At 71.0% G+C, this 12,484-nt stretch carries 13 protein-coding genes; 8 read left to right on the top strand and 5 right to left on the bottom strand.

What is annotated here, in order from left to right; translation table 11 throughout:
* Positions 1-72: 72 nt before the first annotated feature.
* Together AB0N17_RS22315 and AB0N17_RS22310 are read right to left on the bottom strand one after the other, a co-directional pair.
* Complete coding sequence (locus tag AB0N17_RS22315; protein WP_366013167.1) at positions 73-465, bottom strand: DUF2267 domain-containing protein; 393 nt, start codon at positions 463-465, stop codon at positions 73-75.
* A gap of 54 nt (positions 466-519) precedes the next feature.
* Positions 520-1,017 carry a hemerythrin domain-containing protein gene (locus AB0N17_RS22310; protein WP_366013166.1) on the bottom strand — a complete coding sequence of 166 codons (498 nt, stop codon included), beginning with the start codon at positions 1,015-1,017 and terminating at the stop codon, positions 520-522.
* 669 nt (positions 1,018-1,686) lie between these two features.
* On the opposite strand from AB0N17_RS22310, the gene AB0N17_RS22305 reads away from it, so the two are divergent.
* Entirely contained in the window at positions 1,687-2,172 is a 486-nt protein-coding gene (locus tag AB0N17_RS22305; RefSeq protein WP_366013165.1) for a DUF2975 domain-containing protein, read from the top strand.
* Entirely contained in the window at positions 2,172-2,393 is a 222-nt protein-coding gene (locus AB0N17_RS22300; protein WP_366013164.1) for a helix-turn-helix transcriptional regulator, read from the top strand. Before AB0N17_RS22305 ends, AB0N17_RS22300 begins: the two co-directional genes overlap by 1 nt.
* Positions 2,394-2,459: 66 nt before the next feature.
* On the opposite strand, the gene AB0N17_RS22295 is transcribed toward AB0N17_RS22300, so the two are convergent.
* Both AB0N17_RS22295 and AB0N17_RS22290 read right to left on the bottom strand, forming a co-directional pair.
* A complete protein-coding gene (locus tag AB0N17_RS22295) occupies positions 2,460-2,927 on the bottom strand; it encodes an SAM-dependent methyltransferase (protein WP_366013163.1) in 468 nt (155 codons plus the stop codon).
* Positions 2,928-2,929: 2 nt separating this feature from the next.
* Positions 2,930-3,391: a hypothetical protein gene (locus AB0N17_RS22290; protein ID WP_366013162.1), complete on the bottom strand. Its 462-nt coding sequence runs from the start codon at positions 3,389-3,391 to the stop codon at positions 2,930-2,932.
* A gap of 74 nt (positions 3,392-3,465) precedes the next feature.
* Here AB0N17_RS22290 and AB0N17_RS22285 point away from each other — a divergent pair, with 74 nt between their 5' ends.
* Positions 3,466-3,894, top strand: coding sequence for a VOC family protein (locus AB0N17_RS22285; RefSeq protein WP_366013161.1), 429 nt, complete (start codon positions 3,466-3,468; stop codon positions 3,892-3,894).
* A 67-nt stretch (positions 3,895-3,961) separates the two neighbouring features.
* On the opposite strand, the gene AB0N17_RS22280 is transcribed toward AB0N17_RS22285, so the two are convergent.
* Entirely contained in the window at positions 3,962-4,651 is a 690-nt protein-coding gene (locus AB0N17_RS22280; RefSeq protein ID WP_366013160.1) for a hypothetical protein, read from the bottom strand.
* 445 nt (positions 4,652-5,096) lie between these two features.
* On the opposite strand from AB0N17_RS22280, the gene AB0N17_RS22275 reads away from it, so the two are divergent.
* From AB0N17_RS22275 to AB0N17_RS22255, 5 genes are read left to right on the top strand one after another with little or no spacing between them, the layout of a single operon-like run.
* Positions 5,097-6,356 (top strand): phenylacetate--CoA ligase family protein, encoded by a 1,260-nt coding sequence (locus AB0N17_RS22275; RefSeq protein WP_366013159.1) that lies wholly within the window; start codon positions 5,097-5,099, stop codon positions 6,354-6,356.
* Positions 6,353-7,648, top strand: a complete 1,296-nt coding sequence (locus AB0N17_RS22270; protein WP_366013158.1) for an MFS transporter — start codon at positions 6,353-6,355, stop codon at positions 7,646-7,648. The genes AB0N17_RS22275 and AB0N17_RS22270 overlap by 4 nt, the downstream gene beginning before the upstream one ends.
* Entirely contained in the window at positions 7,645-8,781 is a 1,137-nt protein-coding gene (locus AB0N17_RS22265; protein WP_366013157.1) for a GNAT family N-acetyltransferase, read from the top strand. The genes AB0N17_RS22270 and AB0N17_RS22265 overlap by 4 nt, the downstream gene beginning before the upstream one ends.
* Positions 8,778-9,944: an acyl-protein synthase gene (locus AB0N17_RS22260; protein ID WP_366013156.1), complete on the top strand. Its 1,167-nt coding sequence runs from the start codon at positions 8,778-8,780 to the stop codon at positions 9,942-9,944. The genes AB0N17_RS22265 and AB0N17_RS22260 overlap by 4 nt, the downstream gene beginning before the upstream one ends.
* Positions 9,941-12,445 (top strand): acyl-CoA reductase, encoded by a 2,505-nt coding sequence (locus tag AB0N17_RS22255; RefSeq protein ID WP_366013155.1) that lies wholly within the window; start codon positions 9,941-9,943, stop codon positions 12,443-12,445. The genes AB0N17_RS22260 and AB0N17_RS22255 overlap by 4 nt, the downstream gene beginning before the upstream one ends.
* Positions 12,446-12,484: the final 39 nt, after the last annotated feature.

The raw sequence follows: 12,484 nt of genomic DNA, 5'->3' as shown, positions 1-12,484 counted from the left end.
CGGACTCGGCCCAGCATCCCCCCGCCGACCTCACGGGGCCCGGGCGGCGCCGGCTTCGCCGCCCCGGCCGGGTCACCCGGGGTCGGTGCAGCCGAACAAGCCGGCGTGTCCCGGGGGCAGCTGGGTGAGGAGACGCCGCAGCAGCGCGTCGTCCGCGGCCTCGGCGAGAGTGGGCAGTACGGCGTCGATTTCGCGCCTCGCCTCGACGAGGTCCTCGGTGCTGCGGTCGGCGACGGCCTCGACGAACAGCGCGGGCGTCAGTGGTTCGTTGGCCGGCTCGGCCGCGGTGAGCAGTGATCCGCATCCCTCGGGCAGCAGGGCGGCCAGGTCCGTGCGGTCGTCACCCACCAGGTGCGCGCCGAGTACCTCCAGCACGTTCTGTACGGCTCTGGCTCCCTCCTGCGGTCTTTCATAGCCTGCGCGTTCGGTGACCTGGGTGAGGAAGGCGTCCAGGCTCATGTCCATGGCAGCTCCTGTCGTATGCGCTTCTCCGTGGTGGTCTCGGTCCGGTCTGCGCCCTCACGCGGGCGCGGCGGCGAGAACCATCCGCTGCACGCTGGCCACGCTGCCGCAGCGCTCCGCCAACAGGTCGGCCTCCGTCCTGGCGAAGCCCGCGCCGAGCTCCTCCCGGCAACACCGACTGAGGCTTTCACGGACCCGGTTGACGAGAGTGCGCTCCTCCTCGTCCATGCGGCGGGCGGTCACCGAGGCCAACTGCTGCAGTCGCCAGTCCCATTCGGCGGAACCGATCTCCTGCACCTGCAGCAGTGCGAAGAGGACCTTGACCGCCTCCTGGTGCGCGGTCTCGATGCGCTCCACCGTGTCGGCGTCCTCGAAGGAGACGAGAACGGGGTGCACCGAGGCTCTCTCCGCCTCACCGTGCGCGATCATCAGGTGTGCGAAGTCGTGAAGCGCGGTCTCGCGGTCGGCCTCGGTGTTGCGCATGAGGCGGAGAAGGTCTTCCATCGTCCGGTGATCCCTGAGGATCATCTCGACGACATCCTGGTTCGGTGTCACGGGTACCTCTCCTCCCTGTAGGGGCTCTCACCTCCCGTTACCCCCGCCTCACTCAGGAATCCGACATTTGCCCCGTTTGCCGAATCCGTCCACGTCAAGCGGCCGTCGTTCTCGGACACACCCTCGGGCGACAGGCGTTGGCGACGAGCCGCGCGGGCACGAGCCGAACCGAACACCCGTGGACGGTACGCACACCGACGTGGACGCCGGGCGAAGGACAACCCGTCACGCACACGCGCATCATTGACACCGGGCTCTCGACGGCCCGGTGAACAGCGCGCCAGGACCACGGGGGTGCCCTGACACGCTCACCTCACCACTCCGCGCCGTCGTCGGCGGCGCCGGCCCCCCACTGGCCGACGCCGCCGACGCACCCCTGCCGTCTTCTCCGAAGCACTCCGGTTGAACTCGCGGAGTCCGGTGGCCGGGTGACGGACGAAGGCGTCTGGCAGAACGACGACGGCCACGTACACGGCGCCATCGCCGACGAGACCGCAATCTCGGAGCCGACCGGCTCCGCCGCACGAAGCTGGTGCGGCTGAGGATGTTCCCCAGCGCCGTGGCAGTCATCCCGCCCGGTGCGCTCTCGATGCTCGTCCATCCCGAGGCGCTTGCTCCACCTATCGAATCTCGATAGATTTCCATCGTAACTCGTGGGAAGGGTGGGTCATGGGAAAGCTGACAGTGCGCGCGCTGCGCGCCGTGCTCGTGGTGGTGCTCGCCGGCACCGTGTTCGTACAGGCATCGATGGTGTGGGCACTGGCCACCGACCCGGAGGACGGGTCACTCCCCCTGACCCCGTTGCGCGTGGTGACGATCCTGGGCATGGTGTCGGCGCAGGTCGCTCTGGTCTGCGTATGGCGTCTGGTGACGATGGTGCGACGCGGAACCGTGTTCTCCCACGCCGCCTTCCGGTACGTGGACGGGGTGATCGGCGCGATCGTGGCGGCGGCCCTCATGTGGTTCACGGTCACGGCCATCAACGCGCCGGGCCAGCGGGACGACCCGGGCGTCACCCTCATCATGGGCGGGGTCGGCGTGGCCATCCTGGGGGTCGCGCTCATCGTGCTCGTGCTGCGGATGCTGCTCACCCAGGCCGTCGCGCGCGACGTCGAAGCGGCCCAGATGCAGGCCGAGTTGGACGAGGTGATCTGATGCCGATCGTCGTCGACATCGACGTGATGCTGGCCCGACGCAAGATGTCCGTGGGCGAGCTCGCGGAACGCGTCGGGATCACTCCCGCCAACCTGGCGGTGCTCAAGAACGGGCGCGCCAAGGCGGTGCGCTTCGCGACCCTCGCCGCGCTCTGCGAGGTCCTCACGTGCCAGCCGGGCGACCTGCTGCGCTGGGAGACCGAGGACGTCGCGGGCGAATGAACCGTGCCTGCCGGCGCATTGTCGCCGGTCCCGCCCGGCACATGACCGGAATCCATGCCGCGCGCCTCAGGGCCGGAAGTACTCCGACATCAGGCGGCTGACCGATTCCGGCTGCTCGATGTTCACCGGCTGGAACTCCTTCATCGTCGGCTTCAGGTCGATGACCGGGGTTCCCGAGACCGCGTCGAGGCCCACCATCGTCAGTTCGCGGCCGTGGACGGACTCGATGGCGCAGGACGTCACCCCGATGCGGTTCGGTCTGCGGGGGCCGCGGCCGGCGAAGATGCCGACGGGCGGGAGGTCGGAGCGGCCGCGGTAGGGCCGGGGTTCACGGTAGTCGTCGTGTTCCGGGAACCGGTCGAAGACGAAGAGGACCTCCACGTGGGAGAAGCCCTCCAGACCCTGCAGGCAGGCCTCGCCGAAGCGCTCGTCGATGGTGATCGTGCTTCGGACGGCACCCCCGTTGTCCGTGTGCTGGACGTCCGTCCGGTCGTTCCGGACCGTACCTATCGGTGTGATCTCGAAGCCCGGCATGGTCAGAGGCCATCCCTGTCGGGGCCGTTTTCGAGTTGGCCGGCGATGGCGTCGGTGATCGAGTCGGGTTGCCATGCCCACTGTCCGTTGGGGTTGCACTCGAGGAAGTACCAGTCGCCGGCAGGGGTGACGGCGAAGTCGAAAGCGCCGAAGACGAGCCGGGAGACGGTGAGGTAGGTGGACACCGAGCGTGCCACCTGGTCGGGGACGGCGATCGGCGTGCACTCCATCAGAGATTGCCGCTGCCGCCAGTCGAGGTCGGGACTGTCGATGCGGACCGCGGACAGCCGGTTGCCAACGGCCGTGAGACGTACGTCGAACGCCTTGTCCACCTTGGCTTGGAACAGGTGCGGGCAGACGGCCACGGCGGCGGTGATCTCGTGCGGGCGCACCTCCCGTACCCACACCTGTTGCGCCTTGCCGCCAACGGTAGAGGGGGTGTTCCACAACGGCTTGTAGACCACTCCACATGTCTTCAGCTCCGCCGCCACCTCCGGGGAGCACGCGCGGCGGCGGAGTCCCCTGCTAAGGTGCGCCGATGTCAGCGATCAAGAAGTTCCAAGTCACCTTCGACTGCGCGGAACCAGAGCGCCTCGCTCGCTTCTGGTGCGAGGTGTTGGGGTACGTCGTACCACCGCCACCGGAGGGGTTTGCCACGTGGGAAGACTTCAATCGTTCGCAGCCACCTGAGCAGCGGGACGCATGGTTCGCCTGCGTAGATCCCTCAGGAGTGGGCCCGCGGCTGTACTTCCAGCGGGTCCCCGAAGGGAAGGCCGTCAAGAACCGGGTGCATCTCGATGTGCGGGTCGGCACCGGTCTCGTGGGGGAAGAGCGCCTCGCCGCACTCGAGGCCGAGTGTGCGCGGCTGGTCCCGCTCGGCGCGGTGCACGTGCGAACGCTGTATGACGGCAATGACGCGTGCATCCCGATGCTGGACATCGAGGGCAACGAGTTCTGCATCGACTGAGCGCACTCGGACGGGACGTTCGCCGGCGCCGGCGACTGGAGCATCGACAGCGGCGGGCGGGGCCGTACTACCCCGCATCTTGGCCTGATTCCAGCACTCCCGCCGGTGCGGGAGGCCGGACATCCAACGGCTCGTCGAACGCGCTGAATGCCGTGGTGGTGGCGTTTCCGCCGCCTTTGTAGACGGTCCTCAGCAGGTACGGCTTACCCTCGGTGGCCACGTAGAAGGTGTACGTCCCCGCCTTGTCCGCCGCGTCCGTGACGTTCAGCGCGACCGCCTCCCGGCCGTCGATGCGGGTGGTCCTTCCCTTCTCCGCTTTGCCGAACGAGGCGAACGTCCAGGTGCACGCGGCCAGTCCGTCGCCCGGCCGTGCCTCGCCAGCGGGTTCCTTCACCCAGTGATTCAGCCGGAGGCCGGCGATCTTACGGCCGCTCCAGTTCTCGAGGTAGGTCTCGTCCGGGCGGACGTAGTCTGTCGCACCGATCCTGATCTGTTCGAGGCTGCCGTGCTCGGCCCAGGTGGTCTTCGCACTGCACCGGTTCTTCAGATCGGTCTTGAGGCGTGTCGTGACCGTGCCGTCGGCCGCCGAGTTGGTCGACTCCACGGTCACGGAACGCAGTGCGCGCATCGTGTGGTTGGCCTCGTCGAGCAGGTCGGCCGCTGACTTTCCCGCACCGCCGCTGCCTGCCGCACACCCGGCGAGCGCGGCTCCGGTCAGCAAACCCGCCAGTGCCCTGGCCATGGCAATCGTGCGCACGGGCCCCCATTCCGCCTTCCCCCACTGATGATCATGTTCGTGATCGCGAACGGGAGCCTACCAGCCCCGGTCGCGGCGGCCAGGAGAAACACCCCCGCGCACCGGGAAGGCCCTTGAGCCAGCGCCATAAAACCCTCTTGAGGGGCACTCAACAATTACTTATGGAAGCCCTTCCCATGTGACAGCGATCTCCTTTTCCGCGGGAACCGAAAGCAGTCGGATCACATCCCCGCGCGCTGCGAAGTTCCGCTGCTCACACGCCTAGTTGGGGCGCAAGTCCGTCCCGGATTCTGAGATATCCTTCTGCTCCGGGCACCCCGTTCGTACGGGTGCACCGTTGATTCATACGTCAACGACGCGGCTCGCCTCCTTTCCGGAGCAGCCCGACTCGTCGTACCGCCGTCGGCCTTTCCCGCCGACGTTTCACGCCTTCGAGCAGGAATTGATGCCCGTTCAACCATTGGCGGAGCTCATACGCTTCGCGCGCCACAACTCGCCTTTCTACCGGGATCTCTACGCCCACCTTCCCGGCCGTGTGGCGCACCTCACCGATCTTCCGGTGGTACCTCAGGCGGACTTCTGGCGGGCCAACTCCCCGCAGGGCAACACGTTGTTGACCGCGCCGCTGGAGGAGGCCGTCGTCTTCCGCAGCGGTGGCACCACGGGGTCGCCGAAGTTCTCCTACTACACCCGTGCCGAATGGCGGGAGTTCACGACCGCGTTCGGCGCCGGCATCGTCAACGCCGGTCTGCGGCCCGGACACCGGGTGGCCGACCTCTTCTACGCCGGTGACCTGTACGCCAGCTTCACCTTCGTCCTCGACTCACTGCACCGGTCTCCCGTGGCCAACGTACGCCTGCCCATCGGCGGCGCCGCTCCTTGGGATTCCACGGCGGCCACCCTGGAGGAGTTCCGCGTCCAGGTAGTCGCCGGCACGCCGACCACACTGTGCGCGCTCGCCGAGCGCCTCGTGAGCGCAGGCCGGACCCTGCCGGACGTGGAGCTGCTGTTCTTCGGCGGGGAGTGTCTCTTCGGTGACCAACTTCCGCTTTTCAAGGCCGCGTTCCCGAACGCGCAGGCTCGTTCGCTGGGCTATGCGAGCGTCGACGCGGGACTGCTGGGTGAGGCGGTGCCCGGAGACGACCCGCGGGTCCACCGGGCCTTCACGCCCCACACGGTGGTCGAGATCGTCGACGAGGAGGACGGCCTCGTCGGGAAGAACGGCGTGCCGGGGCGGCTCGTCGTCACCGACCTGCGCAGACGGCTGATGCCCGTCCTGCGCTACCCGGTCGGCGACCAGGCCGAGTGGGTGGACCGGGACGCCGGTGTCTTCCGTATCCTCGGCCGCGCCGAGGAGGGTGTGCGGGTCGGCCCGGTGACCCTGCACACCCAGGACGTCCACGACATCGTCACGGCCGCCGACACGGCCGGCGAGGTGACCGGACTGCAGCTCGTCGTGCGCCGCGAGGGCGGCCGGGACGGACTCGTGCTGCGCCTGGCGGTCGGCGAACCCGGCCGCCCGGCATCGCAGTTGGCGGACAGAGTCACCGCTGCGATCCTCATCCAGCGACCGCTGTACGGCAGCGCCGTGGCCGCCGGGCATGTGAACCCGCTCGTCGTCGAGTGCGCGCACCACCGCGACCTGGCCGTCAACTCCCGTTCCGGCAAGCTCGTCCGGGTCGTCGACGAACGGCCCCTGTCGTGAGCGGGCGGGTGCCGCGGGCCGGCCGCCGGCCCCTCGTACTGCGCAACCCCGCCTTCGGCCGCGTCTGGGCCGGCCAGCTGCTGACCCAGGCGGCGAGCCGGATGTTCCAGGTCGGCGCCGTCTGGTGGCTCGTCGGTTTCGCGAGCGGCGGCGGTCATCGCGGCTTCGACTCCGGGCTGTTCCTCATGGTCAGCACACTCCCCGCGGTCGCGCTCGCCCCCGCGGTCGCGCGGATCGTCGCGGCCTGGGCACACCGGACGGTGCTGGCCGGTGCGGCGGGAGTGGCGGGCGCGGTGGCCGCTGCCGCCGCCGTGGCGGAGCGGGCGGGGGCGCTGCCCATGGCCGCGGTCTTCGCGGTGGGGCTGGCGCTGGCGGCCTGTCAGGCGGTCTTCGACCCGTGCCTGACGACATCGGTGCCCGAGCTGGTGCAGGACGCCGACATCGAGGCGGCCACCGGTTTCGAGCTGTCCACGCAGTCGGTCGCCGGGCTCGCCGGTGGACTGCTGGGCCCGCTCGTGGTCGACTCGGGCGCCCTGTCCGGTGTCATCGCCTGCTGTGCGGCCGCCTATCTGCTCGCCGCCCTGCTGATCGTCTCGGTCCGCTTCCCGCGTGCCGCCGCTCCGGAGCAGGACCCGGCGAGCGACCCGGCACCGCGGCGGCGGACCCTGCGTCAGATCCTGGCGTCCCTGCCGTTCATCCGCCGGGCCCTGCTCTGCTTCGCCGCCGCCAACGTGTTCACCACGGCCGTCTACGTCGTGATGCCGCTGTACACGCGGGGTGTCCTGGGTTCCACCGGTTCCACCGTCGCCCTGCTGGAGGCGGCGCTCGGCGCGGGCACGCTCGTCGGGTCCTTCACCGGTGCCCGTCTGCCGGGGCGTCCGGTCGCCGTCGGCAGTGTGTGCCTGGCCGTGATGGCGGTGGCCCTCGCGCTGCCGGGCCTGGTCGCCGACCGCGTGGTCGCGCTCGGTGCGCTCGGCGCCGTCGGCTGGTGCGTCGGTGTGATCGGGGTCCGGTTCGTGGCGCTGTTCCAGCGCATGGTCCCCGCCGGAGACAAGCCGGGGTTCTTCGCGGTGATGCAGGCGCTGCTCGGTGCCACCTTCCCCCTGTCCTCCCTCGTCTTCGGGGTACTGGGCGATCACCTGACGGCCCGCTCCCTCTGCCTGGTGCAGGGTGCCGGTCTGGTGCCGGTGGCGCTGGCGCTGTGGTGGCTGTGCGGACGGGCCGGCGGCGACGGGGCGCAGGCTCCCGCCGACGCCGCACCGGCTCTCGCTGCGGCAGGAGAGCCGTCATGAGCGTCGTCCTCTCCCCCGCCGCCGTCCAGGACATCGCCCACCTGCGGCAGTTGTACTTCGACGTGTACGGGCACGGCTATCCCGTGCCGCTGGGCAGCGACCCGGCCGTCATGCGACGGCTGATCACCGGCGGCACCGCCCACTGGCTCACCGCCCGCACGCCCGGCGGTGCGCTGGTCGGCTCCGCGGTCGTGCAGACCGATCCGGGCAGCCGTATCGGCAAACTGCTGGGCCTCGCGGTGCATCCCGGCCACCGCGGCGGCGGGCTGGCCTCCCGGCTGACCGGCGCGGTCTGCGCCGAGGCCTTCGCCACCGGCCGGCTCGACTCGGTGTACGCCACCGTCCGGGTCGTCACCGAGGGCCCGCAGCACGTCGTCGTGCGCAACGGCTTCAGGCCGCTGGGCCTGCTGCCCAACGCCGTCGAGGTGGAGGGCTGCGAGACCCTCGCGCTGTTCGCCCGCTACGCCGACGGCGTGCTGGCCCGCCGGGCTGCCGTGCCGCACGTCCCCGAACGCCTGACGGCGCTGCTGTCCGCCGCCCGCACGGGCGTCGGCATCGACTACGCCGGCATCCGCTCCCTGCCCGCCCGGACCGCGCCGCGCGCGGCACCCGGTGCCGAGCCGATCGAGCTGATCTCCGCGCCGGCGTTCGTGCGCCGCCGGTTCCTGGAGCATTTTCCCGACGCGGGCGACCGCTTCTTCCCGCTGCACACGCCCAACGCGCTCCTGGTGGCCGCCGACGGCGGTTTCGAGGCGTACGCCGACCTCGATCCCGTCGCCGGCAGCTGCGCCCTCGTCGCCGTCCATCCGCGTCCGGCCGCGGTCAGCGGCGCGCTGGAGACACTGATGACCACGGTCACCCGGGCCGGCGCGGACTACGCCGAGACGCTGCTGCCCCTCGCCGACACCGAGGCCCTCGACGTCTTCCTCGCCTCCGGCTTCGTACCGAGCGCGGTCTATCCGGCGATGCGCCGCATCGGCGACCGGCTTCACGACTACGTGGTGCTGTCCCGTACGAGCCGCCAGATCGACTTCCGTACGACGGCGGTCAGCCCGCTGCTCCAGCCCTACCTCGGCGCCTACCTGAGCGCCTGGACCACCACCTACCTGCCCCTTCACGAGGTGTCCCGATGAACCCCCATCTCGCCGACGTCGAGGTCCCCGACCCGGCGGCGCTCGGCCACGTGCAGCGGCTGTGCGACCTGGCCGAGCCGTACGCGTCCGGCCCCGCCACCGACGAACTGTTCGCCGCCGCCATGGCCGAGACCAACGCCTGGCACGCCGGCCGTTCCTCCTTCTTCGCCGCCCTGCTTGAGGATTCGCCCGAGGAACCCGCACCCGCCGTCGGCGCCGGAGTGCGCGCCCCGCTGCTGCCGGCCGCCTTCTTCAAGCGTCACGAAGTGCTCTCCGTCCCCCGCGACGAGGTGTTCCTGCACCTGACCTCGTCGGGCACCACGGGTCAGAAGTCGCAGATGTTCTTCGACGAGTGGACCATCCGCTCGGCGCAGCGCATGGTGGCCCGGATCTTCGACCACTACGGCTGGATCACCCCCGACCAGCCCGTCAACTACCTGCTGTACAGCTACGAGCCGGCGCCGTCGCTGAAGCTGGGGACGTCCTTCACCGACAACTACCTGTGCGACTTCGCCCCGGCCCGGCACACCACGCACGCGCTGCGGCACACCGGCAGCGGCCACGAGTTCGACGTGCACGGCTGCATCGCGGCACTGCGGCGGTACGCGCAGGACGACGTACCGGTGCGCATCCTGGGGTTCCCGGCCTTCCTGTACTTCACCCTGGAGCGGATGCGGGCGATGGGGCTGGAGCCGCTGCGGCTGCCGGCGGGGTCGCTGGTGATCCTCGGCGGCGGCTGGAAGGGCCACGCCGACCGGAAGATCGGCAAGGAGGCGTTCTACGCCGAGGTCACCGAACGCCTCGGCATCCCGGGCGACCGCATCCGCGACACCTTCGGCTCCGTCGAGCACTGCGTGCCGTACGTCGAGTGCGCGTACCACCGGCTGCACGTGCCGGTCTGGTCCCGGGCGGCGGTCCGCGACACCGGGACCCTGCGCCCGCTGCCGTACGGGGAGCCCGGCTTCCTGCACCTGGTCAGCCCGTACATCACCTCCGTGCCGGCGCACAGCGTCGTGATGGGCGACCTGGCCTCGCTGCACCCTGGCGACGAGTGCCCGTGCCCGTCGTCCACCGACTGGTTCACCGTGCACGGCCGTGCCGGAGTGAGCCGCAACCGCAGTTGCGCGGTCGCCGCCGCCGAACTCCTGAAGGGAATGTCGTGACCTCCTCCGTACTTCACCTCTGGCAGGGCGAGTGGATCGACGACGCCGAGGCCGGACGGCGGCTCGCCGGGCTGTCCGAGTCGGCCGGTCGGATCCTCGCGCGCCCCCTGCCGACCGAGGTGGTCCTCGGTGCCTGTGCGGCCGTCGCCGATGACCTCGCCGATCCCGCCTCGGACCTGTACGGCCGTGTGGCCGGACACCTGCCCGGCGGTGAGGCCGCGTCCGTCCTGGCGGAGCTGGCGGCGGCCCTGACCCGGCAGGCGCTGGAGCGCAAGCTGCGCCGGGAGCTCGGCGGGCTGCGCCCGGAGCGGCTGACCCGGCCGGACGCCCGGGAGACGGTCTTCGAAGCGTGGGCGCCGGTGGGCCTGCTGGTGCACATCGCCCCGTCGAACGCCGCCGCCGTGGCACCGCTCAGCGTCGTCGAGGGTCTGCTCGCCGGAAACCTCAACGTCCTGAAGACCGGCAGCGCCGACACCGCGCTTGCCGGGGAGGTGCTCGCCGCGCTGGGCGCGGCCGACGCGACCGGTCTGATCGCCGAACGCGTCGTCGTGCTGCGCTTCGCGTCGTCGCGCCGGGACTGGCTCGAGACGCTGTGCGGGCAGGCCGACGCGATCGCCGTGTGGGGTGGCGAGGACGCCGTACGCGCCGTGGGCGAACTGGCGCCGCCCGGCTGCCGCGTGGTCGAGTGGGGCCACCGGATCTCCTTCGCCTACCTGACGCCCGGCGCCGCCGCCGACGACACGCTACTCGACGCCCTCGCCGAGGACGTCTGCCGTTTGGAACAGCAGGCGTGCTCCAGCCCCCAGGTCGTCTACCTGGACACCGAGGACCGGGAAGAACTCTTCGCCTTCGCCGGACGGTTCGCCGAGCGGCTGTCGAAGGTGTCCGACGCCCGCCCCGCGCCGCGGCCCGGAACCGCCGAGCAGGCGGAGATCACCACCGTGCAGCAGCTCGCGCGGCTAGAGCAACACCTCGGTCTCACCCGCGTGTTCGCCGCCGAGGACGGCTCCTGGCGGGTGCTCGCGGACACCCGTCCCGCACTCGACGCCTCCCCGCTGCACCGCAGCGTCCGGGTGAAGCCGCTGCCCCGCACCGCCGTCACCTCGACGCTGCGTCCGATGCGCCGCTACCTCCAGACCGCCGCCGTCGCAGGCGGGCGCGCCGACGTGGCGGAGCTGTCCCGCGCCCTGTTCGCGGCGGGCGTCACCCGCGTCACGCCGGTCGGCTCCATGCTGGACGGCTACGACGGCGAACCGCACGACGGCGTCTACGCGTTGCAGCGCTACAGCCGCCGGGTCGGCGTCCGCGCACCCGGCTCCGGCTTCGGTGACGTCGCCTGCCTGGACGACCTGGTGGCGCCCCCGGTGCTGCCCCCGGCCCCGGACGCGCCCCTGCTGGGCAAGGAGGGCGTGCAGCGGGCGCTGGCCACGCTGGACGCGCGCCACGCGCAGCTGTACTTCCGCAGCGGAGGTTCCACCGGCGCGCCCGCCCTGTCGGTGTTCACCTGCGACGACTACGACAACCAGATGCGCGCGGCGGCCCACGGGCTGCTCGCCGCCGGATTCTCCCCGGCCCACGACCGGGCGGCCAACCTGTTCTACTGCGGCGGGATGTACGGCAGCTTCATCAGCTTCTTCTCCATCCTGGAGCGGCTGGGCGCCACCCAGATCCCGATGGCCGCGGGTCCCGACCACACGGTGGTGGCGGAGGCTCTCGTCACCCACCGGGTGGACACCGTCTTCGGCATGCCGTCGTACCTGTGGCAGCTCTTCCACGCGGAGGCGGACCGGCTGCGTGCCTATGGCGGGGTCCGGAAGGTGTTCTACGGCGGTGAGCACTTCTCCGCCGAGCAACGCCGGGTGCTGCACGAGGAGTTCGGGGTCGAGACGATCCGGTCCGCCGCGTACGGCAGCACCGACCTGGGGCCGCTGGGCTACCAGTGCACGGCCTGCGAGGGCTCGGTCCACCATGTGCTGACCGATCTGCACACCCTGGAGATCCTCGATCCGCTCCAGGACCGGCCGGTGGCGCCGGGCGAACCGGGACGGCTGGTCTTCACCTCCCGGGCCCGGTCCGGACAGCGGCTGGAGCGCTACGAGATCGGTGACCTGGGACGCGCCGTGCAGGGCCCGTGCGCGTGCGGCAGCCACGTACCTCGTCTGGAACTGCTGGGACGCTACGGCGACGTGGTGCGCGTCGGCACGTACTTCGTCAATTACCGGCGCATCCTGCAGGCCGCGCAGGAGCGGCTCGCCTACCACGGCGAGGTGCAGTTGCTGATCGCCCCTGGCACCGACCGGGAAGAGCTGACGGTGCGGCTGGACGAGCAGTACGCGGGTGACGCCGGCGCCGCACGCGAGGCGCTCACCGCCGAGGTCCCGGAACTGACCTCCGCCGTAGCGGAAGGCCTCCTGGCCCTGTCGGTGGAGACCGTCCCGAGGGACTCCTTCGAGCGCACGGCGACCAGCGGGAAGCTGCGCACGGTCATCGACCTGCGGTAGCCGGACGCCCCCGCCTCGGCGCCGCGCCCGGCGCTGCCC

Source organism: Streptomyces sp. NPDC051133 (assembly GCF_040682635.1).
Lineage (GTDB): Bacteria > Actinomycetota > Actinomycetes > Streptomycetales > Streptomycetaceae > Streptomyces.
The sequence above is the reverse complement of the archived record's forward strand: the minus strand, read 5'-3'. Positions and strand labels throughout refer to the sequence as shown.

Excerpts from the sequence above, each read along its gene's own strand:
- AB0N17_RS22275 (WP_366013159.1), top strand. The coding sequence starts at position 5,097 with ATGCCCGTTCAACCATTGGCGGAGCTCATACGCTTCGCGCGCCACAAC.
- AB0N17_RS22295 (WP_366013163.1), bottom strand. The coding sequence starts at position 2,927 with ATGCCGGGCTTCGAGATCACACCGATAGGTACGGTCCGGAACGACCGG.
- AB0N17_RS22305 (WP_366013165.1), top strand. The coding sequence starts at position 1,687 with ATGGGAAAGCTGACAGTGCGCGCGCTGCGCGCCGTGCTCGTGGTGGTG.
- AB0N17_RS22260 (WP_366013156.1), top strand. The coding sequence starts at position 8,778 with ATGAACCCCCATCTCGCCGACGTCGAGGTCCCCGACCCGGCGGCGCTC.
- AB0N17_RS22285 (WP_366013161.1), top strand. The coding sequence starts at position 3,466 with ATGTCAGCGATCAAGAAGTTCCAAGTCACCTTCGACTGCGCGGAACCA.
- AB0N17_RS22300 (WP_366013164.1), top strand. The coding sequence starts at position 2,172 with ATGCCGATCGTCGTCGACATCGACGTGATGCTGGCCCGACGCAAGATG.
- AB0N17_RS22265 (WP_366013157.1), top strand. The coding sequence starts at position 7,645 with ATGAGCGTCGTCCTCTCCCCCGCCGCCGTCCAGGACATCGCCCACCTG.
- AB0N17_RS22315 (WP_366013167.1), bottom strand. The coding sequence starts at position 465 with ATGGACATGAGCCTGGACGCCTTCCTCACCCAGGTCACCGAACGCGCA.